Raw genomic sequence first — 25793 nt, 5'->3', positions numbered from 1 at the left:
GCTCCCGCGCCAGGCCGCCGACGGGTCCCGTGACGAGACCGGTCAGGCTCTGGGGTAGCGGGTCAGCCAGCCCGGGGAGGAGAGCGTCGGGCCGTGGAGGGTGGGGCCCTGGGTCATCTCCAGGGCGAAGTCGTCGGCGAGTTCCAGCAGGGTGGGCCGGCCCTCCAGGTCGGCCAGCCAGGGCGCCGGGAGGGCGGTCTCGCCGTGCAGGGCGCCCAGTAGGGCTCCGCAGAGGGCGCCGGTCGCGGTGGAGTTCCCGCCGTGGTTGACCGCGAGGCGCAGGCCGTGGCGGACGTCCTCGGCGACCAGGGCGCAGTACACGGCCGCGGCGAGGGCGTCCTCGGCGCCGTGGCCGTCGCCGGGCGAGAGCGACGCGATGATCTCGGGGGAGGGGACGCCTCGGGTCACGGCGGCCGTGGCCCGCTGGAGGGCGTCGGTGACGGGCTGCTGTCCGGCCCGGGAGCCGAGCAGGCCCAGGGCCCGCTGGACGGCCGCGTCGAGGCTCTCGCCGCGGGTCAGGCCGTGGACGATGACCGCGAGCGCGCCCGCCGACAGGTAGGCGGTGGGGTGGCCGTGGCTCTGCGTGGCGCACTCGACGGCCAACTGGAGTACCAGGGCCGGCTCCCAGCCGACGAGCAGTCCGAAGGGGGCGGAGCGGACCATCGCGCCGGCGTCCCGGGCGGTGGGGTTCTTGGGCTGTTCCAGGGTGCCGAGGATCTCGTCGCCGAAACCGGTCATGCAGGCGCGGTCGGGGCCGCGGCGGGCGTAGAGCCACTCCTCGTGGGCGAGCCAGCCGTTCTCCTTGCGCCGCTCGTCCGGGCCCCAGTCGTGCTGGGTCGCGGCCCACCGCAGGTAGGCGCGGTGGACGTCGGTGGGCGGGTGCCAGGCGCCGGTGTCCCGGCGCACGTGGGCCCGTATCAGGCCGTCGACGGTGAAGAGGGTGAGCTGGGTGGCGGCGGTGACGGCGCCGCGCCGGCCGTGGGCGGGGGCGGGTTCGGTCAGGCCCTGCGGGCCGTGGGTCTCGCGGATCCCATCGAGGGAGAGCCCGGCGATCGGCGCGCCGAGGGCGTCGCCGAGGGCGGAGCCGAGCAGGGCGCCGCGCACCCGGCTGCGGAAGTCCTGCTGTTCGACCCGGCCCCACAGGGCCGTGGTCACGCTCCCGGTGGTCACGCTTCCCGTCATCACGTCTGCCGCCGCCAAGTCCATCGACTCATCCCCCCGCTGGCTCTGGCGGGCACTGTAGTGGACCGGCCCGTTCGATTCCGGAGAGATGCTTTCAAGCGGCCCGTAAGTGTGCGGAGAAAGGCCGGAATAGCGGTACTTCCGGCTCCGCATGCCCGGTGATCGGCCAAGTGGCACGTTTTGCCACTAGCCTTCGAGGTGGCTGTTTCCGGCCATGCTTCGTTCACGCGACGTTCGCGCCGGGCCCACAGATTCGACGGCATGAAGAAGGCACTCCTCGCCGCGACCGCCGTCGCCGCCGCGTTCACCCTCACCGCCCTCGTCGCCCCGGCCGCCAGCGCCCACGGGGGGAGCGACGAGCGGGGCCGCTCGGCCGTTCCGTTCACCGCCGCCACCGTCACGGCCGGCGCCGACGGCTCGTTCACCGTGAAGTGGGACGCCCGCAGGACCGGCAACGCCAAGGGGCCCAAGGGCGTCGAGCGGGTCGAGATCAAGGCCAACGGCAAGGTCGTCGCGAAGGGCGGCGCCACCGGTCAGGCCGTGGTCAAGGGCCTGCCCGCCGCCGACCGCCAGTGGTTCGACCTCGTACCGGACCGCGGCCAGGGCCTGCACCTCGCCGACCGCCTGATCAAGCTGGACGGCACGGCCAACTTCCGTGACGCGGGCGGCTACCGGACCACCACCGGCCAGTGGGTCAAGATGGGCGAGATCTACCGCTCGGACGCCCTCGACAAGCTCACCGAGGGCGACCGGGCCAAGCTGGGCCGGCTGCACGTCAAGACCGTCTTCGACCTGCGCATGGAGGACGAGCGGACCAAGGGCCCCGACAAGGTCCCGGCGGGCGCCACCTACGTCGTCGCCGACGTCTTCGCGGGCTCCGGCTCCTTCCAGACCCTGCCCAAGACCCCCGACGAGGCCGTCAAGGCCATGACCGAGGCCGAGAAGGCCATGGTGAGCGGCGCGGGCGGCAAGAAGGCGTACGCGCAGGTCTTCGAGGGCATCGGCAACGACCGCTCCCGCGCCGTCCTCTTCCACTGCACCGCGGGCAAGGACCGCACGGGCTGGGCGAACGCCTCCCTGCTGACCGCGCTCGGCGTGCCGGCCGAGACCGTCATGACCGACTACCTCGCCAGCAACGACTACCGCAAGGCCGCCAACGACGCGGTCCTCGCGCACCTGCCGGCCCAGCAGGCCGCCGTCTACAAGCCGATGCTCGACGTCCGCCCCGAGTACCTGAACGCCGGCTACGCCGAGGTCGCGGCCCGCTACGGGTCCTTCGACCGCTACCTCGACAAGGGGCTCGGCATCGACGCGCGCGAGCTGAAGCGGCTCAAGCGGGACCTGCTCGTCGGCTGACCCGCCACGAGGGGGAGCGGCCCGATGGGCGGACGCGCGGACGTCCGACCGTCGGGCCGTTCTGCGTCCGTCCCCCGCCCGCTCCCGCCTACTCCAGGACCGGCAGCAGCTCGGGCAGGTGCCCGTCCGAGGCGTGCGCCGCGCGCAGGCGCTCCTCGGGCACCTCGCCGTACAGCGTCGTACGGGCCCGGGCCGGTCGCCCGGCGGCCTCCGCGATCGCGACCAGGTCCCGGATCGACTTGTACGAGCCGTAACCCGAGCCCGCCATCCGGGAGATGGTCTCCTCCATCAGGGTCCCGCCCAGGTCGTTCGCCCCCGAGCGCAGCATCTCGGCGGCGCCCTTGGCGCCGAGCTTGACCCAGCTGGTCTGGATGTTGGTGATGTGCGGGTGGAGCAGCAGCCGGGACATGGCGATCACCGCCCGGTTGTCGCGGTCCGTCGGGCCGGGCCGGGCGATGCCCGCCAGGTAGACGGGCGCGTTGGTGTGGATGAAGGGCAGCGTCACGAACTCCGTGAACCCGCCCGTCCGCTGCTGGATCCGGGCCAGGGTGCGCAGGTGGCCGAGCCAGTGCCGCGGCTGGTCCACGTGCCCGTACATCATCGTCGACGAGGAGCGGATGCCCAGCTCGTGCGCGGTGGTGACGACGTCGATCCAGTCGGCGGTGGGCAGCTTCCCCTTGGTGAGCACCCAGCGGACCTCGTCGTCCAGGATCTCCGCCGCCGTCCCCGGGATCGAGTCCAGCCCGGCCTCCTTGGCCGCCGTCAGCCAGTCGCGGACCGACATCCCGGTACGGGTCGCGCCGTTGACGACCTCCATCGGGGAGAAGGCGTGCACGTGCATGCCGGGCACCCGCGCCTTCACCGCGCGCGCGATGTCGAAGTACGCCGTCCCGGGCAGGTCCGGGTGGATGCCGCCCTGCATGCACACCTCGACCGCGCCCACGTCCCAGGCCTGCGCGGCCCGGTCGGCGACCTGGTCGAGGGAGAGGGTGTAGGCGTCGGCGTCCGTGCGGCGCTGCGCGAAGGCGCAGAAACGGCAGCCGGTGTAACAGACGTTGGTGAAGTTGATGTTGCGCGTGACGATGTACGTCACCTCGTCGCCCACGACGGACCTGCGCAGGTCGTCGGCGATCCGGCAGAGCGCGTCCAGGGCCGGGCCGTCCGCGTGCAGCAGGGCGAGGGCCTGGTCGTCGGTGAGCGCCGTCGGGTCGTCCGCGGCCTGCGCGAGGGCCGCGCGGACCTCGGTGTCCAGCCGCTCGGGGTCGCTGCGCCCGGGGTCCGCGGCCATGCCGGGGGCGGCGGCCTCGCGCAGCGCCTCCCAGTCGCCGTAGACGTGGTCGAAGTCGTCCCGCCGGTCGGAGGTGCGGCCCTCGGTGTCGATGGTGGCGTGCAGATCGGTGCGGCCGGCGCTCGTGAACCCCTCGTCGGGCTCCTGCCACGGACGCCCCTCGACCCGGGCGCGCTCGTCCGCGAGCCCGGTCTCCCCGTCGGCCAGCGCGCGCACGTGCGGCAGCAGCCGGGGGTCCAGCCAGGGCTCGCCACGCTGGAGGAACTCCGGGTAGATGGTCAGGCGTTCGCGCAGCTCGAAGCCGGCGGCGGCGGTCCGCGCGGCCAGCTCCTCGACGTGCGGCCAGGGGCGTTCCGGGTTCACGTGGTCGGGGGTGAGCGGGGAGACCCCGCCCCAGTCGTCGATGCCCGCGCCGATGATCAGGGCGTACTCGGCGTCCACCAGGTTCGGCGGGGCCTGGATCCGGGCGGCCGGGCCCAGGACGTGCCGGGCCACCGCGATGGCGGCGGCCAGCTCCTCCAGCTCCGCGTCGGGCATCGCGCGCATCGCGGTGTCCGGCTTGGCGCGGAAGTTCTGGACGATGACCTCCTGGATGCCGTGGTAGGCCCGCTGGATCCGGCGCAGCTCGAAGAACGCGTCCGCGCGCTCCTCGTACGACTCGCCGATGCCGATCAGCACCCCGGTGGTGAAGGGGACGTTGGAACGGCCCGCGTCCTCCAGGACGCGCAGCCGCACGGCCGGCTCCTTGTCGGGGGAGCCGTGGTGCGGGCCGCCCGGCTCCGACCACAGCCTGGTCGCGGTGGTCTCCAGCATCATGCCCATCGAGGGCGCGACCGGCTTGAGGCGCTGGAGGTCGGACCAGGTCAGCACGCCGGGGTTGAGGTGCGGGAGCAGGCCCGTCTCCTCCAGCACCCGGATCGCCATCGCCCGGACGTAGGCGAGCGTGTCGTCGTAGCCGTGCGCGTCGAGCCACTCGCGGGCCTCGGGCCAGCGGTCCTCGGGGCGGTCGCCGAGCGTGAAGAGCGCTTCCTTGCACCCCATCGCGGCGCCCTGGCGGGCGATGTCGAGCACCTCGTCGGGGGAGAGGTACAGGCCGTGGCCCGCGCGGCGGAGCTTGCCGGGGACCGTGACGAAGGTGCAGTAGTGGCACTTGTCGCGGCAGAGGCGGGTGAGGGGGATGAAGACCTTGCGGGAGTACGTGATGACCCCCGGGCGGCCCGCGGCGTCGAGGCCGGCGTCCCTGACCCGGGCGGCGGAGGCGGCGAGGTCCCGCAGGGCCTCGCCGCGCGCCTGGAGCAGAACGGCCGCCTCGGCCGCGTCCAGCGCGACGCCGTCGCGCGCCCGCTTGAGGGCGCGGCGCATGGAGTTGTCGGTCGGAGCGGTGCTCGGAGTGCTCATGGCGTGAGCATACGATCCGAGGATCGGGGTGCGTGGGCTGCTGTGACGGGCCTCATCGCATCAGCTCACCGGCGTTGACCAGCAGCGACTGGCCGGTTATCGCCCGGGCGCGGTCGGAGGCGAGGAAGACCGCGGCGTCCGCGACGTCCCCGTCGGTGGCCAGCTCGGGCAGTGCCATCCGCTGGGTGAGGCGCGCCAGCACCTCCTCCTCCGGAACGTTCTCGGAGTGCGCACTGAAGGTCACGAAGGCCTGTACGGGCGGCCCCCACATCCAGCCCGGCAGCACGGTGTTGACCCGGATCCGGTCCGGGCCGAGCTCGCGGGCCATCGAGTACATGGCGGAGGTCAGCGCGCCCTTGGAGGCGGCGTACGCGGCCTGCTGGACCTCCGAGGGGGCGGCTACGGCGGACTGCGTGCCGATGATGACGACGGCCCCGCCGTTGGCCCTCAGAGCGGGCAGGCAGGCGCGGGTCATCCGCAGGGTGCCGAGGAGGTTGACGTCGAGGATCTGCTGCCAGGTGCCGAAGTCGGCGTCCTGGAGGCCGCCGAAGTAGGAGTCCCAGGCGGCGACGTGCACGACCGCGTCGATCCGGCCGAAACGGTCCTGCGCGAGGGCGGCGAGGGCGGCGCACTGCGCCTCGTCGGTGATGTCGGTGGGGAGGTAGGCGGTGTGCGTGCCGTCGGGGTCGATCTCGGCGGCGGACTTGGCGAGGTTGGCCTCGGTGCGGGCGCCGAGGACGGCGTTGCCGCCGTCGCGCACGACGGTGGCGGCGACCTGGTGGCCGAGCCCGGCGCCGACGCCGGAGACGATGACGGTCTTGCCTTGCAGCAGCATGCGGGCTCCTGGTGGGGCGGCGGGGCCTGGGCGCGCTTGCGCGCGCACAGATCTGACGGGGCGTCAGGCTACGGTGGCGCGGGCGGGGTGGGAAGCCTTGTGGCGGGCTCGGATGTGGGTGGGTGCGGTGGGGTGGGCGGGTGCGGTCGGTCTCCCCTCCGGGGGCGCCTAAATCTCCCCCAGCTACCGCTGGGAGGGGCCCCCGGGCGGGGCTGGAGGTGGCGGGGCTGGAGGTGGCGGTGAGGGAGTCCGGTCAGGACAGGGCGGTCGACAGGCGGGTCAGGCCCTCGGCTATTTCGGTGGGGGTGTGGGTCGTGAACGACAGGCGCAGGGTGCGCGGGTCCGCGGGACCGGTGAAGAAGGCGGCCCCCGGCACGTACGCCACGTCGTGTTCCACCGCGACCTTCAGCAGGGCGCCCGCGTCGTACCCCTCCGGAAGCCGCGCCCAGACGAACATGCCGCCCTCCGGCCGGTTCCAGTGCGACCCCGCGGGCAGCGCGTCCGGCAGTCCCGCGAGCAGCGCGTCCCGCCGCTCGCGGTAGGCCCGCCGGACCACGCCCACGTGCGCGTCCAGGTCGTTGGCGGCCAGGTAGTGCGCCGCCGCCAGCTGGTCCACCGTCGAGGTGTGCAGGTCGCTGGCCTGCTTCGCCACCACCGCGGCCCGCCGCAGCGCGGCCGGGGCCCGGAGCCAGCCGAGCCGCAGCCCGGGCGCCATGACCTTGGAGAAGCTGCCGAGCAGCGCCGTACGGTCCAGCGCCCCCGGGTGCGCGGCCAGCCACGGGACCTCCGCCCCCTCGTAGCGGAGTTCGCCGTAGGGGTCGTCCTCGATCAGCCAGGTCCCGAGCCGCTCGGCGATCCGGGCCACGGCGGCCCGGCGGGCGGCGGGCAGGGTGCGGCCGGTCGGGTTCTGGAAGGTGGGCACGGTGTACAGCAGCTTCGGCCGCTCGCTCCGCACCGCCTCCTCCAGCGCCTCCGGCACGATCCCGTCCGCGTCGCAGGCCACGGCCACCACGCGGGCCCCGGCCAGTTGGAAGCACTGGAGGGCCGCCAGATAGGTCGGGTTCTCGACCAGGACCACGTCCCCCGGCTCCACCAGCGTGGCGGTGACGAGCGCGAGGGCCTGCTGCGAACCGGTGGTGACCAGCACGTCGTCCGGCCCGGTCGGGAGCCCGCGCGCGCTCGCCCGGGCGGCGACGACGGCGCGCAGTTCGGGGGCGCCCTCGGTGGTCGAGTACTGCAGGGCCCGGGCGGCCGAGGTCGCGAAGGCGGCGTCGTACGCGGCCCGCAGGCCCTCGGTGTCGAAGAGCTCCGGCGCCGGCAGTCCGCCCGCGAAGTTGATCACGCCGGGCCGCTCGGTGAGGGCGAGGATCTCGCGCACGGGCGAGCCGGCGACGCTGGCGGCCCGTGCGGCGAAGGGGGGCGGGGATGCGGGCACGGTGGCTCCTTCGGGAGGCGGATGGGCGCAGCGTAGCGGTGGAAGATGCATATGGCACCCACCTGTCCACGACCTGAACTCGCCCCCACCACTCCACATCTGATGAATCATCAGCTAGACCGGTCCCATGACGACAGAAGACACTCGCCCCGACGACTACGCCGCGCTCGCGTCGGTCGGCCCCTACGGCGTCCACCCGGGACACGCGCTCATCACCATGGTCGAGCCGCACCCGGGGCACGAGTTCGCTTACAACCGCTGGTACGAGGACGACCACTACTACGCGGGGGCCATGGCCATGCCGTGGATGTTCGCCGGTCGCCGCTGGGTCGCCACCCGCGAACTCCAGGAGCTGCGCTACCCGGAGAAGTCCGCCGTCGCGCAGCCGGTCACCGCCGGTTGCTACCTCTCGACGTACTGGGTGACCGAGGGCCGCTACGACGAGCACATGAAGTGGACCGTCGGCATCAACAAGCGGCTGGGCCGCGACGGGCGCGTCTACCAGGACCGCACGCACGTCTTCACCGCCTTCCAGGACCACGAGGCGACCGTCTACCGCGACGGGGCCGCCGGGCCCCGGGACTACCACGCGATGGACCACCCGTACGCCGGGCTCGTCCTCCAGGTCATCGACGCGGAGGGCCCCGAGCAGCGGGCGGAGCTGCTGGAGTGGCTGCGCTCGCGGCACCTGCCGCAGCGGCTGCACGGCTCGCCGGCCGCGATGGTGACGGTCTTCCGGCCGACCCCTCTGCCGGGCGACCGGATGACGTACGTCAAGCAGGTCGAGGGGGTCGACACCCGGCTGACGCTGCTGTGGTTCCTGGAGGCCGACCCGCGCACCTGTTGGGACCGCTTCCAGGGGCTGGACGCGCAGATCGCGGCGGCGGGGTCGGGCGGGAAGGTGGAGCTGGTGGCGCCGTTCGTCCCGACCGTGCCGGGGACGGACCGGTACGTCGACCAGCTCCGCTAGGGGGTGGTGCCGTGGCCTTGGTCGAGGCCCCGGCCCCGGCGGCCCCGGTCGCGTCCGCCGCTGCGGCCGGGGGCGCGGGCACGGCCGAGCCCCCTCGGCCGGGACGGCGGGCCAGTCGAGAGGGCTCCAGTCAGTACTGCGGGTACTGCGGGTACTGCGGTTACTACGGGTCTTGCCGGTCCTACGGGTCCTGCCAGTGGTGCGGGCAGGTCGGTCGGGGAGCTCGTCGTGATGCTCAGACGAGCTGTCCCAGCCGGCCTTCGTTGACCTCGTTGACGAACGAGGTCCAGGAACCCGGCGCGAAGGCGATGGACGGACCGTCCTGCACCTTCGAGTCGCGGACCGCGATGGCCTCGGTGACGGGGGACTTGACTTCGACGCACGCGCCGTTGCCGCCGGAGTACGAGGACTTCGTCCAGTTTTCCGTGGCGCCCAGTCGAATAGCCATGTTTTTCTCCGGTTCAGCGAGTCGTTCCGAATTGACGCCAGCCAATTTCCTGTTCCTGGCTGACGTGATCGACGCTACCGGCACCGCCCGACGGGTGAAGGGGCCATTCACCCGTCCGGATGGCATATTCAGGCCAGGTCTTCCGTGGCCGGGTGGTGACGGTGTACCGTACCGGCGCCCAGCGCCACCTGCCCGGTTTGCTCCACTTCTATCGACGCTTGCCCGCGTGGTCGTTGATGATGTCGGAGATGAACTCCCGGGTCTGGTCCACATTCAGGGCCTGGGCGCGCAAGTGCTCGTACATCACGCTGTACTTCTGGACGTCATTCGCCTTCTCCAGGTACAAATCGCTCGTGACGCCCTCGATGTACACGACCGTCGAGTCGGAGGCGTCCGGGAATTCCAGAATGGCGTACTGGCCGTTCACGCCGGGGTGCGCGCCCATGGAGAAGGGCATCACCTGGACGGTGACGTACGGCTGTTCCGACTGCTCTATCAAGTACTCCAGCTGTCGGACCATCAATTGCCCGTCGCCCACGCGCCGGCGCAGGGCGGCCTCGTCGATGACCGCCCACAGGCGCAGCGGACCGACGTCGACGTTGCTGTTGTCGGTCTCCGAGAGCCGCTTCTGGCGGTGCATCCGCACCTGTACGCGTTTCTCGATGTCGACCGGCGCGGTCTCCGGCAGCGCGCCGCGGATCAGCGCCTGGGCGTACTCCGGTGTCTGGAGCAGCCCCGGGACCACCTGGGGCTCGTAGGTCCGCAGGCTGGCCGCGTCCGTCTCCAGACCGATGTAGACGCTGTACGGGATGTCGCCGAAGGCGTGCCACCAGCCCTGTTGGCGGGAATCCTTGGCCATCTGCATCAGGGAGTCGACGAGCCGGCGGTCCTCGACCTCGTAGACGTCGCACAGGTCGCGGACGTCGCGCTGGCTGATGGAACGGCGGCCGTTCTCGAGCCGACTGATCTTGGACTGGGAAACGAGCAGGCGTTCGGCGACCTGTTCGGCCGTCATGCCCTTGTCCTCACGGAGCTTGCGCAGCTCCATGCCCAATCGGCGGCGTCGGACGGTGGGGTTGACATTGGACGCCACGATTACGGCACCTCCGCTTGCTTGCTGTTTGCTTACTGTCTCTCTGCGTGTCTGATGATGAGCAGACTGCCATCGAAGGGCGCGGCCTCGCTGGGGAACGGGCCGGAACGGTTCCGCGGGACCCGGGACCCGGGACGCGGTACGCGTGCTGGCGCGGACGGCGCCGGACGGCGCCGGGCGGGGCCTGTGGGGCCCGGCGAGGCCGGTGGGGCGCCAGTGGCTCCCAGGGGCCCTGTGGTGCCCGGGAACGCAGGCGCGGGGGGGGGGGGGGGCGGGGGGGCGGCCCCCCCCCCCCCCCCGCCGGGGGGGGGCCCCCCCCGGGGGGGGGGGGGGCCCGGGGCGGGGGGGGGGGGCGCGGGGCGGGGGGGGCGGGGCGGGGGGGGGGGGCGGGGGGGTGCGGGGGGGGGTGGGCCCGGCGGGGGGGGGCCCGGAATACCCCGCGGGGCGGCCCCCCCCCCGCCCCCCCGGGCCCGGGGGGGGGCCCCCCCCGGGGGGGGGGGCGCCCCACGGCCGTTCCCGGGGCGGCGCGATCGCGTCAGGGATCCGTCAGGGATGGCCGGATGGGCGTTCATCTGCGCGTATTCGGTCGACTCGTCCCGGAGAATGAGCGCATGGGACGCGGCAAACTACGGATCTACCTCGGTGCGGCGCCCGGCGTGGGCAAGACCTACGCCATGCTGTCCGAGGGCCACCGGCGGGTGGAACGGGGCACGGACTGCGTGGTGGGCTTCGTCGAGCACCACGGGCGCCCGCGCACCGAGGTGATGCTGCACGGCCTGGAGCAGACGCCGCGCCGCGAGGCGACGTACCGCGGGGCCGCCTTCACCGAGATGGACGTGGACGCGCTCCTCGCCCGCCGGCCGGCGATAGCCCTGGTGGACGAGCTGGCGCACACGAACGTGCCGGGCTCGCGCAACGCCAAGCGCTGGCAGGACGTCGAGGAGCTGCTCAAGGCGGGCATCGACGTGGTCTCCACGGTCAACATCCAGCACCTGGAGTCCCTGGGCGACGTGGTCGAGGCGATCACCGGGGTCCGCCAGCGGGAGACCGTCCCCGACGAGGTGGTCCGGCGGGCGGACCAGATCGAACTGGTCGACATGTCCCCGCAGGCGCTGCGCCGCCGCATGGCGCACGGCAACGTCTACCAGCCCGACAAGGTCGACGCGGCCCTGTCCAACTACTTCCGGCCCGGCAACCTCACCGCCCTGCGCGAGCTGGCCCTCCTGTGGGTCGCGGACCGGGTCGACGAGTACCTCAACGAGTACCGGGGCGAGCACGGCATCCGCTCCACCTGGCAGGCGCGCGAGCGGATCGTCGTCGGCCTGACGGGCGGCCCGGAGGGGCGCACGCTGATCCGTCGGGCGGCCCGGATGGCGGCCAAGGGCTCCGGCAGCGAGATCATGGCCGTCTACATCGCCCGCAGCGACGGGCTGACCGCGGCCTCGCCCAAGGAGCTGGCGGTCCAGCGGACCCTGGTCGAGGACCTTGGCGGAACGTTTCACCATGTGATCGGCGACGACATCCCCGACGCCCTGCTGGAATTCGCCCGGGGGGTCAACGCCACGCAGATCGTCCTCGGCTCCAGCCGCCGCAAGGCCTGGCAGTACGTCTTCGGCCCCGGCGTCGGCGCCACCGTGGCCCGCGACTCCGGACCCGACCTCGACGTCCACATCGTCACCCACGAGGCGGTGGCCAAGGGGCGCGGACTGCCCGTCGTGCGCTCCGCCGCCCGGCTCGGGCGGGGCAGGATCCTGGCGGGCTGGTTGGTCGGCGTACCGCTGCCCGGGCTGCTCGCCCTGGTCCTCACGCACATCGACTCCGACCCCGGCATCGCCAACGAGATGCTGCTCTTCCTCTCGCTGACGGTCGGGGCCGCGCTGCTCGGCGGGCTCTGGCCGGCGCTCGCCTCGGCGGCCCTCGGCTCCCTGCTGCTCAACTTCTACTTCGCCCCGCCGGTGCACCGGTTCACCGTCTCCGACCCCAAGAACATCGTGGCCATCGCCGTCTTCTTCGGGGTGGCCGTGTCCGTGGCCTCCGTGGTCGACCTGGCCGCCCGGCGCACCCACCAGGCGGCCCGGCTGCGCGCCGAGTCCGAGATCCTCTCCTTCCTGGCGGGCAGCGTCCTGCGCGGCGAGACCACCCTCGACGCCCTGCTGGAGCGGGTCCGGGAGACCTTCGCGATGGAGTCGGTGGCCCTGCTGGAACGCGCGGCCGACGTGGAACCCTGGACCCCCGCCGGGAGCGTCGGCCCCAATCCGGTGGCCCGCCCCGAGGACGCCGATGTGGACATGCCCATCGGCGACCACATGGCGCTGGCCCTGAGCGGGCGCGTACTGCCCGCGGAGGACCGCCGGGTGCTGGGCGCCTTCGCCGCGCAGGCCGCCGTCGTACTGGACCGCCAGCGCCTGGTCGGCGAGGCCGAGGACGCCCGCCGGATGGCCGAGGGCAACCGGATCCGCACCGCCCTGCTCGCCGCCGTCAGCCACGACCTGCGCACCCCGCTCGCCTCGATCAAGGCCTCCGTGAGCTCGCTGCGCTCCGACGACGTGGAATGGTCCGAGGAGGACAGCGCCGAGCTGCTGGCCGGGATCGAGGAGGGCGCCGACCGGCTCGACCACCTCGTGGGCAACCTGCTCGACATGTCCCGGCTGCAGACCGGTACGGTCACTCCGCTGATCCGGGAGATCGACCTCGACGAGGTGGTCCCGATGGCGCTGGGCGGCGTACCGGAGGACAGTGTCGTGCTCGACGTGCCGGAGTCGCTGCCGATGGTCGCGGTGGATCCCGGGCTGCTGGAACGGGCCGTCGCCAACGTCGTGGAGAACGCCGTCAAGTACAGCCCGGGAGGGGAACCGGTGACCGTCGCCGCGAGTTTCCTCGGTGACCGGGTCGAGGTCCGCGTGGTGGACCGGGGACCCGGCGTGCCCGACGAGGCCAAGGACAAGATCTTCGCGCCCTTCCAGCGCCACGGGGACGCCCCGCGGGGCGCCGGGGTCGGCCTCGGCCTCGCCGTCGCCCGCGGCTTCACCGAAGCCATGGGCGGCACGCTGGCGGCCGAGGACACCCCCGGCGGGGGACTGACGATGGTGCTCACCCTGCGCGCCGCCGGCAGGGGTCCGTCGCCCGCGGCCGAAGGCGTCGTGCTCACACCCACAGACGTGCGACGGACACCCACAGACATGCGACAGACACCCACAGACGTGCGACAGAAGGCAGGACCCCAATGACCCGGGTGCTCGTGGTGGACGACGAGCCGCAGATCGTCCGAGCCCTCGTGATCAACCTCAGAGCGCGCAAGTACGAGGTCGACGCCGCCGCCGACGGGGCGCAGGCCCTGGAGCTGGCCGCGGCCCGCCACCCGGACGTGGTCGTGCTCGACCTGGGCCTGCCCGACATGGACGGGGTCGAGGTGATCCGCGGGCTGCGCGGCTGGACCCGGGTGCCCATCCTGGTGCTCTCCGCCCGGCACAGCTCCGACGAGAAGGTCGAGGCGCTGGACGCGGGCGCCGACGACTACGTCACCAAGCCCTTCGGCATGGACGAGCTGCTCGCCCGGCTGCGCGCCGCCGTCCGCCGGGCCGAACCCGGCGCCGGCGCGGGCGAGGACGAGGTGGTCGTGCGGACCGAGGGGTTCACCGTGGATCTGGCCGCGAAGAAGGCGGTGCGCGAGGGGCGCGACGTACGCCTGACCCCCACCGAGTGGCACCTGCTGGAGGTCCTGGTCCGCAACGGGGGCAAGCTGGTCAGCCAGAAGCAGCTGCTCCAGGAGGTCTGGGGGCCCTCGTACGGCACCGAGACGAACTACCTGCGGGTCTACATGGCGCAGCTGCGCCGCAAGCTGGAGGCCGACCCCTCGCACCCCCGGCACTTCATCACCGAACCGGGCATGGGATACCGCTTCGAGAGGTAGCCGACGCGCCGGTACGCTTCCTGTATGAGTGCTGAACCGCGTCCCGAGAAGCCCGCGAAACCGGCCAGGCCGGGGGGCCGGTTCCGCCGGATGATAGAGCGGCTTTCCACCTCCCAGGAGGAGCTGCATTCGGCGGAGCTGCAAGAGGACGCAGAAGCCGCGGGGTGCACGCGGATCTGCGACTGCCACGACCGTCAGATAGTCAAGGTCACCGGTACGCTGCGCACGGTCACGCTGCGGCCGAGGGCGGGCGTGCCGGCGCTGGAGGCGGAGCTGTTCGACGGCTCCGCCGCGCTGGACGTGGTCTGGCTCGGCCGTCGCTCGATCGTGGGTATCGAACCGGGCAGGCGCATGATCGCCTCCGGGCGGATCTCCATGAGCCATGGGCGCCGGGTCCTCTTCAACCCGAAGTACGAACTCCGACCGCTCGGACAGGAGCACTAGCCGGTGACGTCATTCGACAAACCGACCCATCAGCCGACGGGCCCGTCGCAGGAGGCGCGGGCGCGCCACGCACGGGTGCCCGACGCGCAGCTGCCCGACGCGCAGGCGAGCGACGCGCAGCCGACCGAGGACCAGAAGGCCGTGACCCAGGCGGCCCTCTTCGACGCCTTCGGCGGCATCCGGGGCACGGTCGAGACCATGCTCCCGGGCCTGCTCTTCGTCATGATCTACACGATCAACAAGAACGTGCAGATGTCCGCCATCGCGGCGGGCGCGGTGGCGGTCCTGCTGGTCATCGTGCGGCTCGTCCGCAAGGACACCGTCAAGCACGCCTTCAGCGGCGTCTTCGGCGTGGGCGTCGGCGTGGCCTTCGCGCTGTTCACCGGCACCGCCAAGGGCTTCTACCTGCCCGGGATGATCTACGGCGCCGGGCTGGGCGTGGCCTTCACGCTCTCCGCGCTCGTGGGCTTCCCGCTGCTCGGGGTGATGCTCGGGCCGGTCTTCAAGGAGAACCTGTCCTGGCGCACCCGCAACCCGGGGCGCAAGACGGCGTACACCAAGGCCAGTCTGGCCTGGGGCCTGATCTTCCTCGCCAAGTACGCGATCCTCTTCCCGCTGTACTTCTGGGGTGACGAGACGCAGCTGGGCTGGGTGCTGATCGCGCTCAAGCTGCCGCCGATGGTGCTGGCCGTCTACTTCACCTGGCTCTTCCTGGCGAAGGCGCCGCCGCCGATCAACGTGCTGGCGGAGTGGGAGGCCGAGGAGGCCGCCGAGAAGGAGCGCAAGGCGGCGGCGAAGGCCGCGAAGGCGGCGCGCAACCCGCAGGCCTGAGGGCCGGCGGGGCGTGTGCGCACACACGAAAGGGGCGGGTGGCCATCGGGCCGCCCGCCCCTCCCGTGTGTGTACGCGGGGTGCGCGTGTACGAAGGGTGCGCGTCTACGAAGGGTGCGCGTCTACGAAGGGCGCGCCGGTGTCAGCGGCGGGCCTGGAGGAGTTCCTCCAGCTGCTCCTCGCGGGCCTGGGCGGCCACGAAGAGGAGCTCGTCGCCGGACTCCAGGGTCTCCTCCGGGTGCGGGGTCAGCACCCGGTTGCCGCGGATGATGGTGACCAGCGAGGTGTCCTCGGGCCAGCTGATCTCGCTGATCTGGGTCCCGGCGACCGGGGACTCCGGCGGCAGGGTCAGCTCGACGAGGTTGGCGTCGCCGTGGCTGAAGCGCAGCAGCCGGACCAGGTCGCCGACGCTCACCGCCTCTTCGACCAGGGCCGACATCAGGCGCGGGGTGGAGACGGCGACGTCCACGCCCCAGGCCTCGTTGAAGAGCCACTCGTTCTTCGGGTTGTTGACGCGGGCCACCACGCGCGGCACCCCGTACTCGGTCTTCGCGAGCAGCGAGACGACGAGGTTCACCTTGTCGTCACCGGTGGCCGCGATGACCACGTTGCAGCGCTGGAGCGCGGCCTCGTCCAGCGAGGTGATCTCGCAGGCGTCGGCCAGCAGCCACTCGGCCTGCGGCACCCGCTCCACCGAGATGGCGGTCGGTGCCTTGTCGACGAGGAGGACCTCGTGCCCGTTCTCCAACAGTTCGCCCGCGATGGAGCGGCCCACGGCGCCTGCGCCGGCGATCGCGACCCTCATGCGTGTGCCTCCTCGGGGCCTTCGGCGAAGGCCGCCTCGACCTTCTCGATCTCGTCCGTGCGCATCATCACGTGGACGAGGTCGCCTTCCTGGAGCACGGTCTGGGAAGTCGGCAGCATCGCCTCGCCCAACCGGGTGAGGAACGCGACGCGCACGCCGGTCTCCTCCTGCAGGTTGCTCACCTTGTGCCCGATCCAGGCCGCGGAGGTGTGCACCTCGGCGAGCTGGACCCCGCCGCTCGGGTCGCGCCACAGCGGCTCGGCCCCGGACGGGAGCAGCCGGCGCAGCATCTGGTCGGCGGTCCACCGTACGGTCGCGACGGTGGGGATGCCGAGGCGCTGGTAGACCTCGGCGCGCTTGGGGTCGTAGATGCGGGCGGCGACGTTCTCGATGCCGAACATCTCCCGGGCGACCCGGGCGGCGATGATGTTGGAATTATCACCACTGCTGACCGCGGCGAAGGCCCCGGCCTCCTCGATGCCGGCCTCGCGCAGGGTGTCCTGGTCGAAGCCGACGCCCGTGACGCGGCGGCCGCCGAAGGACGCCCCCAGCCGGCGGAACGCGGTGGGGTCCTGGTCGATCACGGCGACCGTGTGCCCCTGCTGCTCCAAGGTCTGCGCGAGGGCGGAGCCCACCCTTCCGCAGCCCATAATGACGATGTGCACGGCCGTCCTTCCGGCTGTCGGCGGCTGGCGGCCTGCCGTGGATCGCCTTTCGGGCTTCCTTCGGGCTTCCGTCGGGGTTCCATCGGAGTTCCGTCGGCGTTGCGTCGGGGTTCCACGGGGGCCAGCCTTGTTACCTGCTCAGGCTTAACAGGGTCTCAGACCGTGGCCCAAGCTACACACGGGCGGTCACCAGTGTGACTCCAGTGTCGTCTGTTGGGGTCCTGTGGTCTGCAAATACGCCGACCCGGGGGTGGTGGTTGGCCAGCCGAATTTCCCAACGCTTACGATCCTCTGCGTGTCCAAACTGACCGACGTGCCCAAACGGATCCTGATCGGCCGGGCGCTACGCAGCGACCGCCTCGGAGAAACGCTCCTCCCCAAGCGGATCGCCCTACCCGTCTTCGCCTCCGACCCGCTCTCCTCAGTGGCATATGCCCCTGGCGAGGTACTGCTGGTCCTGTCGATCGCGGGCGTGTCGGCGTACCACTTCAGCCCGTGGATCGCGGTGGCGGTGGTCGTGCTGATGTTCACCGTCGTCGCCTCCTACCGGCAGAACGTCCACGCCTACCCGAGCGGCGGCGGCGACTACGAGGTCGCCAACACCAACCTCGGCCCCAAGGCGGGCCTCACCGTGGCCAGCGCCCTGCTGGTCGACTACATCCTGACCGTCGCCGTCTCCATCTCCTCCGGCGTCGAGAACCTCGGCTCCGCCGTCGATTTCGTCATCGAGCACAAAGTGCTCGCCGCGATGATCATGATCGTGCTGCTCACGCTCATGAATCTGCGTGGAGTGAAGGAATCCGGGAATCTCTTCGCGATCCCGACCTATATCTTCGTCGGCGCGGTATTCGTGATGATCGCCTGGGGCGCCTGGCGCGGCCTCGTCATGGGCGACACGATGGAGGCCCCGACGGCCCATCTGGAGATCAAGGCCGAACACCAGGGCCTGGCGGGCTTCGCGCTCGTGTTCCTGCTCCTACGGGCCTTCTCGTCCGGCTGCGCCGCGCTCACGGGCGTCGAGGCCATCAGCAACGGCGTCCCCGCCTTCCGCAAGCCCAAGAGCAAGAACGCGGCCACCACCCTCGCCCTCATGGGCGGCCTGGCCGTGACCATGTTCTGCGGCATCATCGGCCTGGCCATGGCCACCGACGTGAAGATGGCCGAGACGCCGGCCAGCGACCTGCTCGACAAGGGCGTCCCGGTCGGCTCCGGATTCGTCCAGCACCCGGTGATCTCCCAGGTCGCCGAGGCCGTCTTCGGCAACGGCAGCTTCCTGTTCATCGTGCTCGCCGCGGCCACCGCGCTCGTGCTCTTCCTGGCCGCCAACACCGCGTACAACGGCTTCCCGCTGCTCGGCTCGATCCTGGCCCAGGACCGGTACCTGCCGCGCCAGCTGCACACCCGCGGCGACCGGCTGGCCTTCTCGAACGGCATCGTGCTGCTCGCCGGCGCCGCGATGCTGCTGGTGTGGATCTACGACGCCGACTCGACGAAGCTCATCCAGCTCTACATCGTCGGCGTGTTCGTCTCCTTCACGCTGAGCCAGATCGGCATGGTCCGGCACTGGAACCGCCACCTGCGGAGCGAGCGGGACACGGCGACCCGCCGCCGGATGCACCGCTCCCGGGCGATCAACACCTTCGGCGCGATCTTCACCGGGCTGGTGCTGGTCGTCGTACTCGCCACCAAGTTCACGCACGGTGCCTGGGTCGCCCTGCTCGGCATGGTGATCTTCTACGGCACGATGACCGCGATCCGGAAGCACTACGACCGGGTCTCCGCGGAGATCGCTGCGGCCGACGGGCCCTCCGAGGACAGCGTGCGGCCCTCCCGGATCCACTCGATCGTCCTGGTCTCCAAGGTCCACAAGCCCACCCTGCGGGCACTGGCCTTCGCCAAGCTGACCCGCTCGGACACCCTGGAGGCGCTCAGCATCAGCGTCGACCCGGTGGAGACGAAGGCGCTGCGCCAGGAGTGGGAGCGGCGCGGGATCAACGTGCCGCTCAAGATCCTCGACTCGCCGTACCGGGAGATCACCCGGCCGGTGGTGGAGTACGTGAAGGGGCTGCGCAGCGAGAACCCGCGCGACGCCGTCAGCGTCTACATCCCGGAGTACGTCGTCGGACGCTGGTACGAGCACCTGCTGCACAACCAGAGCGCGCTGCGGCTCAAGGGCCGGCTGCTCTTCACCCCCGGCGTGATGGTCACCTCGGTGCCCTACCAGCTGGAGTCCTCCGAGCTGGCGAAGAAGCGCGCCAAGCGGCGCCAGGACTGGAACGCCCCGGGTGCGGTGCGCCGCGGCCCCGTGGACACGCCGCGCCCGCCCAGGCCGCCGAAGTCGAAGGACACGGCCGCGAAGTAGCACGGCCGCGAAGTAGCCGCGGTCGCTGGTTGGTGAACGGCCGGACGAGATCCACGTAAACTGGTGGGTCGGTCGTCCGGCCGTTCCCGTGCGCCCGCCCCGCATTTCCCGTACGCCCCGCACGACCCGCACGCCCGTGCGGATTCTCGCCCTTGAACCTTGGAGTTCCCCCGACATGACCGAGCAGAACGAGACGAAGAAGTCACTGGTCGGGGAAGAGTACGAGGTCGAGGTCGGCGCCGTGGCCCACGGCGGCCACTGCATCGCCCGTACCGCCGAGGGCCGGGTCCTGTTCGTCCGGCACACCCTGCCCGGCGAGAAGATCATCGCGAAGGTCACCGAGGGCGACGAGGACTCCCGCTTCCTGCGCGCCGACGCGGTGACCGTGCTCGAAGCCTCCAAGGACCGCATCGAGGCCCCGTGCCCCTACGCCGGCCCGGGCAAGTGCGGCGGCTGCGACTGGCAGCACGCCAAGCCCGGCGCGCAGCGCCGCCTCAAGGGCGAGGTGGTGGCCGAGCAGCTCCTGCGCCTGGCCGGGCTCACCCCCGAAGAGGCCGGCTGGGACGGTACGGTCCTGCCGGCTGAGGGCGACAAGCTGCCCGCCGGACAGGTCCCCGCCTGGCGCACCCGGGTGCAGTTCGCGATCGACGAGGACGGCCACGCGGGCCTGCGCAAGCACCGCTCGCACGACATCCAGCCGGTCGACCAGTGCCTGATCGCCGCCCCGGGCGTCACCGAGCTGGGCATCGAGAAGCGCGAGTGGCCCCAGCTCGCCTCCGTCGAGGCCATCGCCGCCTCCGGCTCCGGCGACCGCCAGGTCGTCCTCACCCCGCAGCCCGGCGGCCGCCTGCCGCTGGTCGAGCTGGACAAGCCCGTCTCGGTCCTGCGGGTCGAGGAGAAGGACGGCGGCGTCCACCGCGTCCACGGCCGCGCCTTCGTCCGCGAGCGCTCCGACGGCCGCACCTACCGCGTCGGCATGGGCGGCTTCTGGCAGATCCACCCGCAGGCCGCCGACACCCTGGTCAAGGCCGTCATGCAGGGCCTGATGCCGCGCAAGGGCGAGATGGCCCTCGACCTCTACTGCGGCGTCGGCATCTTCGCGGGCGCCCTGGCCGAGCGGCTCGGCGACACGGGCGCGGTGCTCGGCATCGAGTCGACGAAGCGCGCGGTCGAGGATGCCCGGCACAACCTCCAGGACATGGAGCGCGTCCGCATCGAGCACGGCAAGGTCGAGCAGGTCCTGCCGCGCACCAAGATCAGCGAGTGCGACCTGATCGTCCTGGACCCGCCCCGCGCCGGCGCCGGCAAGCAGACCGTCCGCCACCTGGCCGGCCTCTCCCCGCGCCGCATCGCCTACGTCGCCTGCGACCCGGCCGCCCTGGCCCGCGACCTGGCGTACTTCAAGGACAACGGCTACAAGGTCCGCACGATGCGCGTCTTCGACCTCTTCCCGATGACGCACCACGTGGAGTGCGTGGCGATCCTGGAGCCGGTGGCGAAGGCCGGCTGACTGGGTTGGCTGGGTGGTATGTGAGGCGTGTCGTGGGCGTCACGGCGATATCGATCGGCTTCGATGCTCGTGACATGACGCACGCTCGACGGACAGTGGGAGCATCGCCCGATGGGCCGTCAGGGCGGTGCAGCCGCTGTTGTATCGACGCTGGGCCGGAGGCTGATGCCGTCGGCTTCGGCGTCGGGATCCCGCGGCGAGAGCATGTTGGCCCTTGCCGAGATGTCGCGCAGGATGGCGTCCTTCAGTTCGGACAGCGTGCTGATCTCCGAATCGAGCTGCATCGCCATCGCGTGCAGGGGGTCGGTCAACTCGTGGAAGCGTGTCCGGATGCTCACGTCAGGCCATGCGATGCTCAGGCGCGAGAAGGCGCCCGCGGAGATCTCCCGTCCGTTCTGGCCCTGCGTGGCGCCCACGATGGCGCTGCTCCGGCTCCTCAGTTCGTGCAGTAGCCACCAGGTGTCCACGGGGTTCTGAGGGCGTACGGCCAGGACGCCCCTGGCGGGTGAAGCGAGGCGAGGCGTCACCGCGACGTGCGCGCCGGTCGGACGAGTGGTCAGCAGGATTGTGCCCGGGGGGCACGTCGCCCGAGTGTCCCCCGAGCTGCACAAGCCGCTTCTCCTGACGTAGGGCAGCGAGAGCTCGAGGAGATCGGTCGGGGTGATCCCGTCGATACCCGAAGCCTCGGAGCGGGGGGCCAACGACTTCGCGGAGCCCGTGCCGCTCTTCGCCTTGGTGACCTCGCCGAGTCGTCGTGTTTCCCACGTGGCGCTGTTGGAAGTCCATTCGGCGTGCATCGCATCGCACAACTCCGACGTCGCCAGCGCTGCTGCCCTGTTGAGGGTCGTCTTCTCCTCGATGAGACTGATCGCTCTGTGGAACCTCGCGATCGTGCTCGCCGGGGGGAGGGGGAAGGGCATGCGGCGAAGCGAGTCGAGGCTCAGGGTCGGTTCGACGTGGGCGGTCACTTCCTCGTCGATCCATGCTCTCGCCGTGGGTGTCTGCAACCAGATCTGAAGCCAGCGCACGATGTGTGGGGCTGCTCGGATGATTCCGACCGATCTGGTCGCCGTCCATCCGGAGTGATGGGCGGTGACGAGCGCGGCATCGCCCGTCCGACGGACGAGTACGACGACCAGATCACCCTCCTGAAGCGTGGCCCGGGTGGGACGCACATCCGGCGGGTGGGCAGTGTTGCCGGGAGGCGTGCGGATGTGCCCGTCCCTGACGTGAGTTGAACTGACCACGGCCCGCTGCTCGGAACCGTCATCGTTGAGAACGCCGAATGTGGTGAACATGGCTCGTCCGGGGAATTCGGCGATGGTGGTCTCCCGCCATGCCTCGGGACCAAGACTGTCGGTCGTGGTGTCCATCAGATCTCCTTCAGCGCTTCCAGCAGCCGCGGTTCGAGTGCGTGGACCTGGCCGAGCTTGTCGGCCAGGTCGCGCTTCAACTCGTCGATCCTGCTACGGGTGGCCTCCTGCTGCCCCGGTGGCGTCGCCGCGTACGTCGTCGGCATCAGGTCGTAGGAGCGGCGGGCGATCTCCTCGGTCGTGCAACTTCGACACCAGCCGGCCTCATCACGATGGGGAACGTCCGCAGAGTTCTCCTCGACCATTCCCCGCCACGTCGAGAGCGTGGCCAGGATCCGTTCGGAGTGCCGGTCGCCCAATTGCCGCGCCCTCGAATCCGGAATGAGTTCGAAGGCCCGCCGCGCGTTGATGAAGAGCACCTCCCCACGCCTGTCGATGGTTCCCCAATCGGAACGCGCACTCTTGTCCCGGTTCAACACCCAGAGACAGGCGGTGGCATCGGAAGTGCCGAACACCCTGGGTGGAAGCGCGATGACGCACTCGACGATGTCGTCCCCGACCAGCTGTTCCCGCAGACTTCGCGTGGCAGGTTGCGGGCTCTTGGCCGCGATGTCGGCCATCAGGAAGGCGGCCCGACCCTGCGGAGCGAGCGCATGCGCGATGTGCAGAATCCAGGCGGAGTTGGCTGTCCCCCTGGGCGGGGGGCCGTCCGGCCATCGAGGGTCGACGTACGGGAGCCCCGCGAGGCCCTCCGCGGCCCAAGCCGGCTGGTTGAACGGAAGGTTGGCCAGGACGACGTCGTACGACGAGCCGGTCTCCGGCCTGGCGAGGCTGTCTCCCGGAGGGGCGATTCGCGCCCCGATGCCCCGTACGGCGAGATTCATACGGGCGACCTGGGAGGTGTGGGCGTGTTGTTCCTTGCCCACCAACGACATGGTCGGATTCAGCCCGACCTTCTCATGAACGTAGCGGTGGCTCTCGGCCAGGAGCCCTCCGGAACCGCAGGCGGGATCGAGCACCCTGTGACCGTCCTGAGGCACCGAGACGCCGATCATGAGACGGGCGATGTCGCGCGGGGTGAAGTACTGGCTGCCGCGCGCCTGAGCGGCCGATAGGTTCTGCAAGCACTGATCGAGCAAGTCCCCCACCTGCTGTGCTGCATCGATGGCCCGGATGAGCCTGCGCAGCAGGGAGTCGATGTTGGGGGGCAGGAACGGGACGACATCCTGCATACCCGTTCTGCTGCCCCCGTCATCGGGGAGGGTGAGCCAGCGATGAAGGCACTGGCTCACGGCACTTGTGATGGGTCCGTCCTTCGCGGCCTGGTGTGAGAGCCACGACCAGGTGGGGGCGACGGAAGTTGGGGAATCGGTGTGCGCGGTCCGGCTCAGATAGAGCAGCCCGAGGACGAGACGAGCCGCGTCATGAACGTTCATCAGACGGGACAAGCCGGTGGTCAACTCGTCGACCAACAGCAACGGCTGCCGGGTGACGCCTGTCGTACGCCGGGAGGTCGGGCGAGGCGCCCCCTGCTCCGTCACGGGCCCACCACGCCGAGGGAGGCCATGACCCCGAGGCTCAGGGTGAGCGCAACGGCGAAGGCCGCCACCCCCGCCTTGAAGGCGACTGTGGGCCCGCCTTCCTCGACAGTCGCGACGAGGCTGCCGGCAAGGGCAGCAACCAGGGCCGAGAGGACCGCGATGATCACGAATAACACCCTTTGTTCCATTGGATTCCCTTCTGAGATCAAGCGACCTGGACGAACAGGACCTCGCCGTGGGGTCCTTGTTGTCAGGTAGGACGGTAGAGGAAGCGCTCCTTGCGCGACAGGGAGCACGGTGTTTGGGATTCGCCAGGGTTCGGCAGGCTCTTGAGGGTGATGTGGCAGAGCACGGTGTTCGGGGTTTGAGGGAGCGGGGGCCGCCGGGCACGGCGGCCACAGTGGTCGTCATGCCCACGCACAGGTCGATCCTCCGCACTTCGTCGCCGCGAGACCCCGGTCCGGCGCATGGTCAACTCTCAGGAGGCGCAGCGCCCGTCGCCGAACTCATGGAGACCGTCCGACAACCACAGCGCACCGTTTCGCGGGCATCGTTCTGATCGACTATCACTCGCCCGGCGGCGTCGCGGACTACGATGCAACCGGGGGAATCTCGGTGTCTGAAGCTTGAGAGTCGGTGTCCGGGCGTCAGCATGTCGTGTGAGCTCCTCCAACGACCGACCTCTCCGCAGTCGCCAGGAGTGCAACGTGCCGTACACGGCCGAGATCAGCCGCAGCAATCCGACGAGCATTATTTTCCTCGTCGATCAGTCGACATCCATGAGCGACCCCATCGGTGGTGAAGTCCCCCAGCAGAAGGCCGATGTCGTCGCCGATGCCATCAACCGGCTCCTCACGGAACTGTCCGTCAAGTGCGCGAAGGAAGAGGGCGTACGCGACTACTTCCACGTGGCCGTCATCGGCTACGGCGCCACCGTCGGTTCGGCATTCGCGGGTTCACTCGCAGGCCGCGACATCGTTCCGTTGAGCGAGGTGGCCGACAATCCGGCCCGCATCGACGAGCGGCACAAGAAGGTGCCCGACGGTGCCGGCGGTCTGGTCGAGACCTTGGTCAATTTCCCGCTGTGGATGGACCCGGTCGCCCACGGCGGCACACCGATGAACCGCGCTCTGAAGTACGCCGCGAACCTCGTCGCCGGGTGGACCGAGCGCTACCCGGCCGGTTTTCCGCCGATCGTCATCAATCTGACGGACGGAGAGTCGACCGACGGCGACCCCGGCGCAGCTGCCGAAGCCATCACGTCGCACGCCACGGCCGACGGGGCTGCCCTGCTGTTCAACCTGCACGTCTCGGCGGCGGGTGGAACACCCACTGCGTTCCCCGACACCGCCGACGGGCTCCCCGACAGTTACGCCCGCACGCTCTTCAGCATGTCGAGCCCTCTGCCCAGCCACATGCGTTCCTACGCTGCTTCCCAGGGCCAGAAAGTCAGCGAAACCACCCGCGGTTTCGTCTACAACGCGGACATCACCACGGTCGTCCAGTTCCTCGACATCGGCACCCGTGCCACCGAACTGCGGTGACCACCTCGTCATCCTGCGTGTACGTCACTCACCTCGTGGCTCCCAAGTACGGCAGCACGGACGAGGAATGCGAGGATGCCGTCGCTGTGCTCCCGAACTGTTCGCACGATCACATGCTGCTGGGGCCCTTCACCGCAGGTGTGTGTGACGGGGCCACGGAGAGTGCCCTGGCCAAGAACTGGGCACGCCTGCTGTCCGCAGCGGCGGCCGAGTACGCCATGGAGCGACCGGAAATGCTGGCCGGTGGCGCCGCCTTCGAAGGGTTCGCCGCCTCGGCCGTCGCCCAGTGGGACCCTTGGCTCGCCCAGTACACGAAAGGGCGCGTAGAGGAGGGGCGCCCGTTGAAGTGGTACGAGCACACCAAGCTCGCCGAGGGTGCCTACGCGACCCTGCTCACCCTGCGTGTCGACCCCGATCCTGCTCCTCGACCCGACGGCGACACCGGCGCCGACACCTCCGAACCGGGATGGTGGTGGCGAGCCGCTGCGCTGGGGGACAGTTGTCTGTTCCAGCTGCACGATAACCGGCTGGTCGAGACGTTCCCCGTGAGCTCGGCCGAGGAGTTCGGTACGGTGCCGGACCTGTTCGGTAGCCGCAATCACGACGCGGCGCTGCTGGCCCGCCGGACTCGGTTCGCCGAAGGCCGTTGTGGGCCCGGGGACAGGCTGATCCTGATGACCGATGCTCTGGCTGCTTGGTTCTTGTCGGTTCCTGACCAGGACGGCGCCATACGTCAGTTGCTGGACTTCTCCGGACCCAGTGACTTGGGTGGATTCAGGGAATGGCTGGACGGTCTGCGGGAGCGCCAGCAGCTGCGCAACGACGATGTGGCAGTCGTACGGATCGATTTCGAAGGGCGGTGA

21 protein-coding genes are annotated in these 25793 nt (G+C 70.9%); 10 read left to right on the top strand and 11 right to left on the bottom strand.

Going from position 1 to position 25793, the window contains the following annotated elements:
- Positions 1-42: 42 nt before the first annotated feature.
- Positions 43-1182: an ADP-ribosylglycohydrolase family protein gene (locus ACIQWR_RS14165; RefSeq protein WP_404008299.1), complete on the bottom strand. Its 1140-nt coding sequence runs from the start codon at positions 1180-1182 to the stop codon at positions 43-45.
- Between the two features lie 261 nt (positions 1183-1443).
- Between ACIQWR_RS14165 and ACIQWR_RS14160 the strand changes: the two genes are divergently transcribed.
- A complete protein-coding gene (locus tag ACIQWR_RS14160) occupies positions 1444-2538 on the top strand; it encodes a tyrosine-protein phosphatase (RefSeq protein WP_404008297.1) in 1095 nt (364 codons plus the stop codon).
- Between the two features lie 88 nt (positions 2539-2626).
- Here the strand turns inward: ACIQWR_RS14160 and ACIQWR_RS14155 are convergent, their stop codons facing one another.
- The 3 genes from ACIQWR_RS14155 to ACIQWR_RS14145 form a co-directional block, all read right to left on the bottom strand.
- Positions 2627-5224, bottom strand: a complete 2598-nt coding sequence (locus tag ACIQWR_RS14155; RefSeq protein ID WP_404008294.1) for a bifunctional FO biosynthesis protein CofGH — start codon at positions 5222-5224, stop codon at positions 2627-2629.
- A gap of 52 nt (positions 5225-5276) precedes the next feature.
- Entirely contained in the window at positions 5277-6059 is a 783-nt protein-coding gene (locus ACIQWR_RS14150) for an SDR family oxidoreductase (RefSeq protein ID WP_404008292.1), read from the bottom strand.
- A gap of 253 nt (positions 6060-6312) precedes the next feature.
- On the bottom strand, positions 6313-7545 hold the full coding sequence (locus tag ACIQWR_RS14145; RefSeq protein WP_404008289.1) for a PLP-dependent aminotransferase family protein: 1233 nt from the start codon (positions 7543-7545) through the stop codon (positions 6313-6315).
- 76 nt (positions 7546-7621) lie between these two features.
- On the opposite strand from ACIQWR_RS14145, the gene ACIQWR_RS14140 reads away from it, so the two are divergent.
- Positions 7622-8464 (top strand): hypothetical protein, encoded by an 843-nt coding sequence (locus tag ACIQWR_RS14140; RefSeq protein ID WP_404008286.1) that lies wholly within the window; start codon positions 7622-7624, stop codon positions 8462-8464.
- Between the two features lie 235 nt (positions 8465-8699).
- Here the strand turns inward: ACIQWR_RS14140 and ACIQWR_RS14135 are convergent, their stop codons facing one another.
- Both ACIQWR_RS14135 and ACIQWR_RS14130 read right to left on the bottom strand, forming a co-directional pair.
- Entirely contained in the window at positions 8700-8912 is a 213-nt protein-coding gene (locus tag ACIQWR_RS14135) for a DUF397 domain-containing protein (protein ID WP_354380417.1), read from the bottom strand.
- 208 nt (positions 8913-9120) lie between these two features.
- Positions 9121-10005 (bottom strand): helix-turn-helix domain-containing protein, encoded by an 885-nt coding sequence (locus ACIQWR_RS14130; protein ID WP_404008283.1) that lies wholly within the window; start codon positions 10003-10005, stop codon positions 9121-9123.
- A 611-nt stretch (positions 10006-10616) separates the two neighbouring features.
- Between ACIQWR_RS14130 and ACIQWR_RS14125 the strand changes: the two genes are divergently transcribed.
- From ACIQWR_RS14125 to ACIQWR_RS14110, 4 genes are read left to right on the top strand one after another with little or no spacing between them, the layout of a single operon-like run.
- Positions 10617-13232: an ATP-binding protein gene (locus ACIQWR_RS14125; RefSeq protein ID WP_404008280.1), complete on the top strand. Its 2616-nt coding sequence runs from the start codon at positions 10617-10619 to the stop codon at positions 13230-13232.
- Positions 13229-13915 carry a response regulator gene (locus tag ACIQWR_RS14120; protein WP_399261697.1) on the top strand — a complete coding sequence of 229 codons (687 nt, stop codon included), beginning with the start codon at positions 13229-13231 and terminating at the stop codon, positions 13913-13915. The genes ACIQWR_RS14125 and ACIQWR_RS14120 overlap by 4 nt, the downstream gene beginning before the upstream one ends.
- A gap of 24 nt (positions 13916-13939) precedes the next feature.
- Positions 13940-14359: an OB-fold nucleic acid binding domain-containing protein gene (locus ACIQWR_RS14115; RefSeq protein WP_330333123.1), complete on the top strand. Its 420-nt coding sequence runs from the start codon at positions 13940-13942 to the stop codon at positions 14357-14359.
- A 3-nt stretch (positions 14360-14362) separates the two neighbouring features.
- On the top strand, positions 14363-15190 hold the full coding sequence (locus ACIQWR_RS14110) for a DUF3159 domain-containing protein (protein ID WP_404008276.1): 828 nt from the start codon (positions 14363-14365) through the stop codon (positions 15188-15190).
- A 142-nt stretch (positions 15191-15332) separates the two neighbouring features.
- Here the strand turns inward: ACIQWR_RS14110 and ACIQWR_RS14105 are convergent, their stop codons facing one another.
- Both ACIQWR_RS14105 and ACIQWR_RS14100 read right to left on the bottom strand, forming a co-directional pair.
- Positions 15333-15995, bottom strand: coding sequence for a TrkA family potassium uptake protein (locus ACIQWR_RS14105; RefSeq protein ID WP_283449663.1), 663 nt, complete (start codon positions 15993-15995; stop codon positions 15333-15335).
- Positions 15992-16660: a TrkA family potassium uptake protein gene (locus ACIQWR_RS14100; RefSeq protein WP_354379042.1), complete on the bottom strand. Its 669-nt coding sequence runs from the start codon at positions 16658-16660 to the stop codon at positions 15992-15994. The genes ACIQWR_RS14105 and ACIQWR_RS14100 overlap by 4 nt, the downstream gene beginning before the upstream one ends.
- A 295-nt stretch (positions 16661-16955) precedes the next feature.
- Here ACIQWR_RS14100 and ACIQWR_RS14095 point away from each other — a divergent pair, with 295 nt between their 5' ends.
- The gene (locus ACIQWR_RS14095) at positions 16956-19022 is read left to right on the top strand and encodes an APC family permease (protein ID WP_404008272.1); all 2067 of its coding nucleotides are present in this window, start codon (positions 16956-16958) and stop codon (positions 19020-19022) included.
- Positions 19023-19197: 175 nt separating this feature from the next.
- Positions 19198-20532, top strand: coding sequence for a class I SAM-dependent RNA methyltransferase (locus tag ACIQWR_RS14090; protein ID WP_404008270.1), 1335 nt, complete (start codon positions 19198-19200; stop codon positions 20530-20532).
- Positions 20533-20651: 119 nt separating this feature from the next.
- Here ACIQWR_RS14090 and ACIQWR_RS14085 read toward each other — a convergent pair whose 3' ends face one another.
- From ACIQWR_RS14085 to ACIQWR_RS14075, 3 genes are read right to left on the bottom strand one after another with little or no spacing between them, the layout of a single operon-like run.
- Positions 20652-21905 carry a hypothetical protein gene (locus ACIQWR_RS14085; RefSeq protein WP_404008267.1) on the bottom strand — a complete coding sequence of 418 codons (1254 nt, stop codon included), beginning with the start codon at positions 21903-21905 and terminating at the stop codon, positions 20652-20654.
- Positions 21905-23386 carry an N-6 DNA methylase gene (locus tag ACIQWR_RS14080; protein ID WP_404008264.1) on the bottom strand — a complete coding sequence of 494 codons (1482 nt, stop codon included), beginning with the start codon at positions 23384-23386 and terminating at the stop codon, positions 21905-21907. The genes ACIQWR_RS14085 and ACIQWR_RS14080 overlap by 1 nt, the downstream gene beginning before the upstream one ends.
- Positions 23383-23553 (bottom strand): hypothetical protein, encoded by a 171-nt coding sequence (locus tag ACIQWR_RS14075; protein WP_404008261.1) that lies wholly within the window; start codon positions 23551-23553, stop codon positions 23383-23385. The genes ACIQWR_RS14080 and ACIQWR_RS14075 overlap by 4 nt, the downstream gene beginning before the upstream one ends.
- 540 nt (positions 23554-24093) lie before the next feature.
- On the opposite strand from ACIQWR_RS14075, the gene ACIQWR_RS14070 reads away from it, so the two are divergent.
- Together ACIQWR_RS14070 and ACIQWR_RS14065 are read left to right on the top strand one after the other, a co-directional pair.
- Entirely contained in the window at positions 24094-24930 is an 837-nt protein-coding gene (locus ACIQWR_RS14070; protein WP_404008259.1) for a VWA domain-containing protein, read from the top strand.
- A 35-nt stretch (positions 24931-24965) separates the two neighbouring features.
- Positions 24966-25793: a hypothetical protein gene (locus ACIQWR_RS14065; protein ID WP_404008256.1), complete on the top strand. Its 828-nt coding sequence runs from the start codon at positions 24966-24968 to the stop codon at positions 25791-25793.

The organism is Streptomyces sp. NPDC098789 (assembly GCF_044759975.1).
In the GTDB taxonomy this organism is placed as follows: Bacteria; Actinomycetota; Actinomycetes; order Streptomycetales; family Streptomycetaceae; genus Streptomyces.
This window is presented reverse-complemented; position numbering and strand designations above follow the sequence as displayed.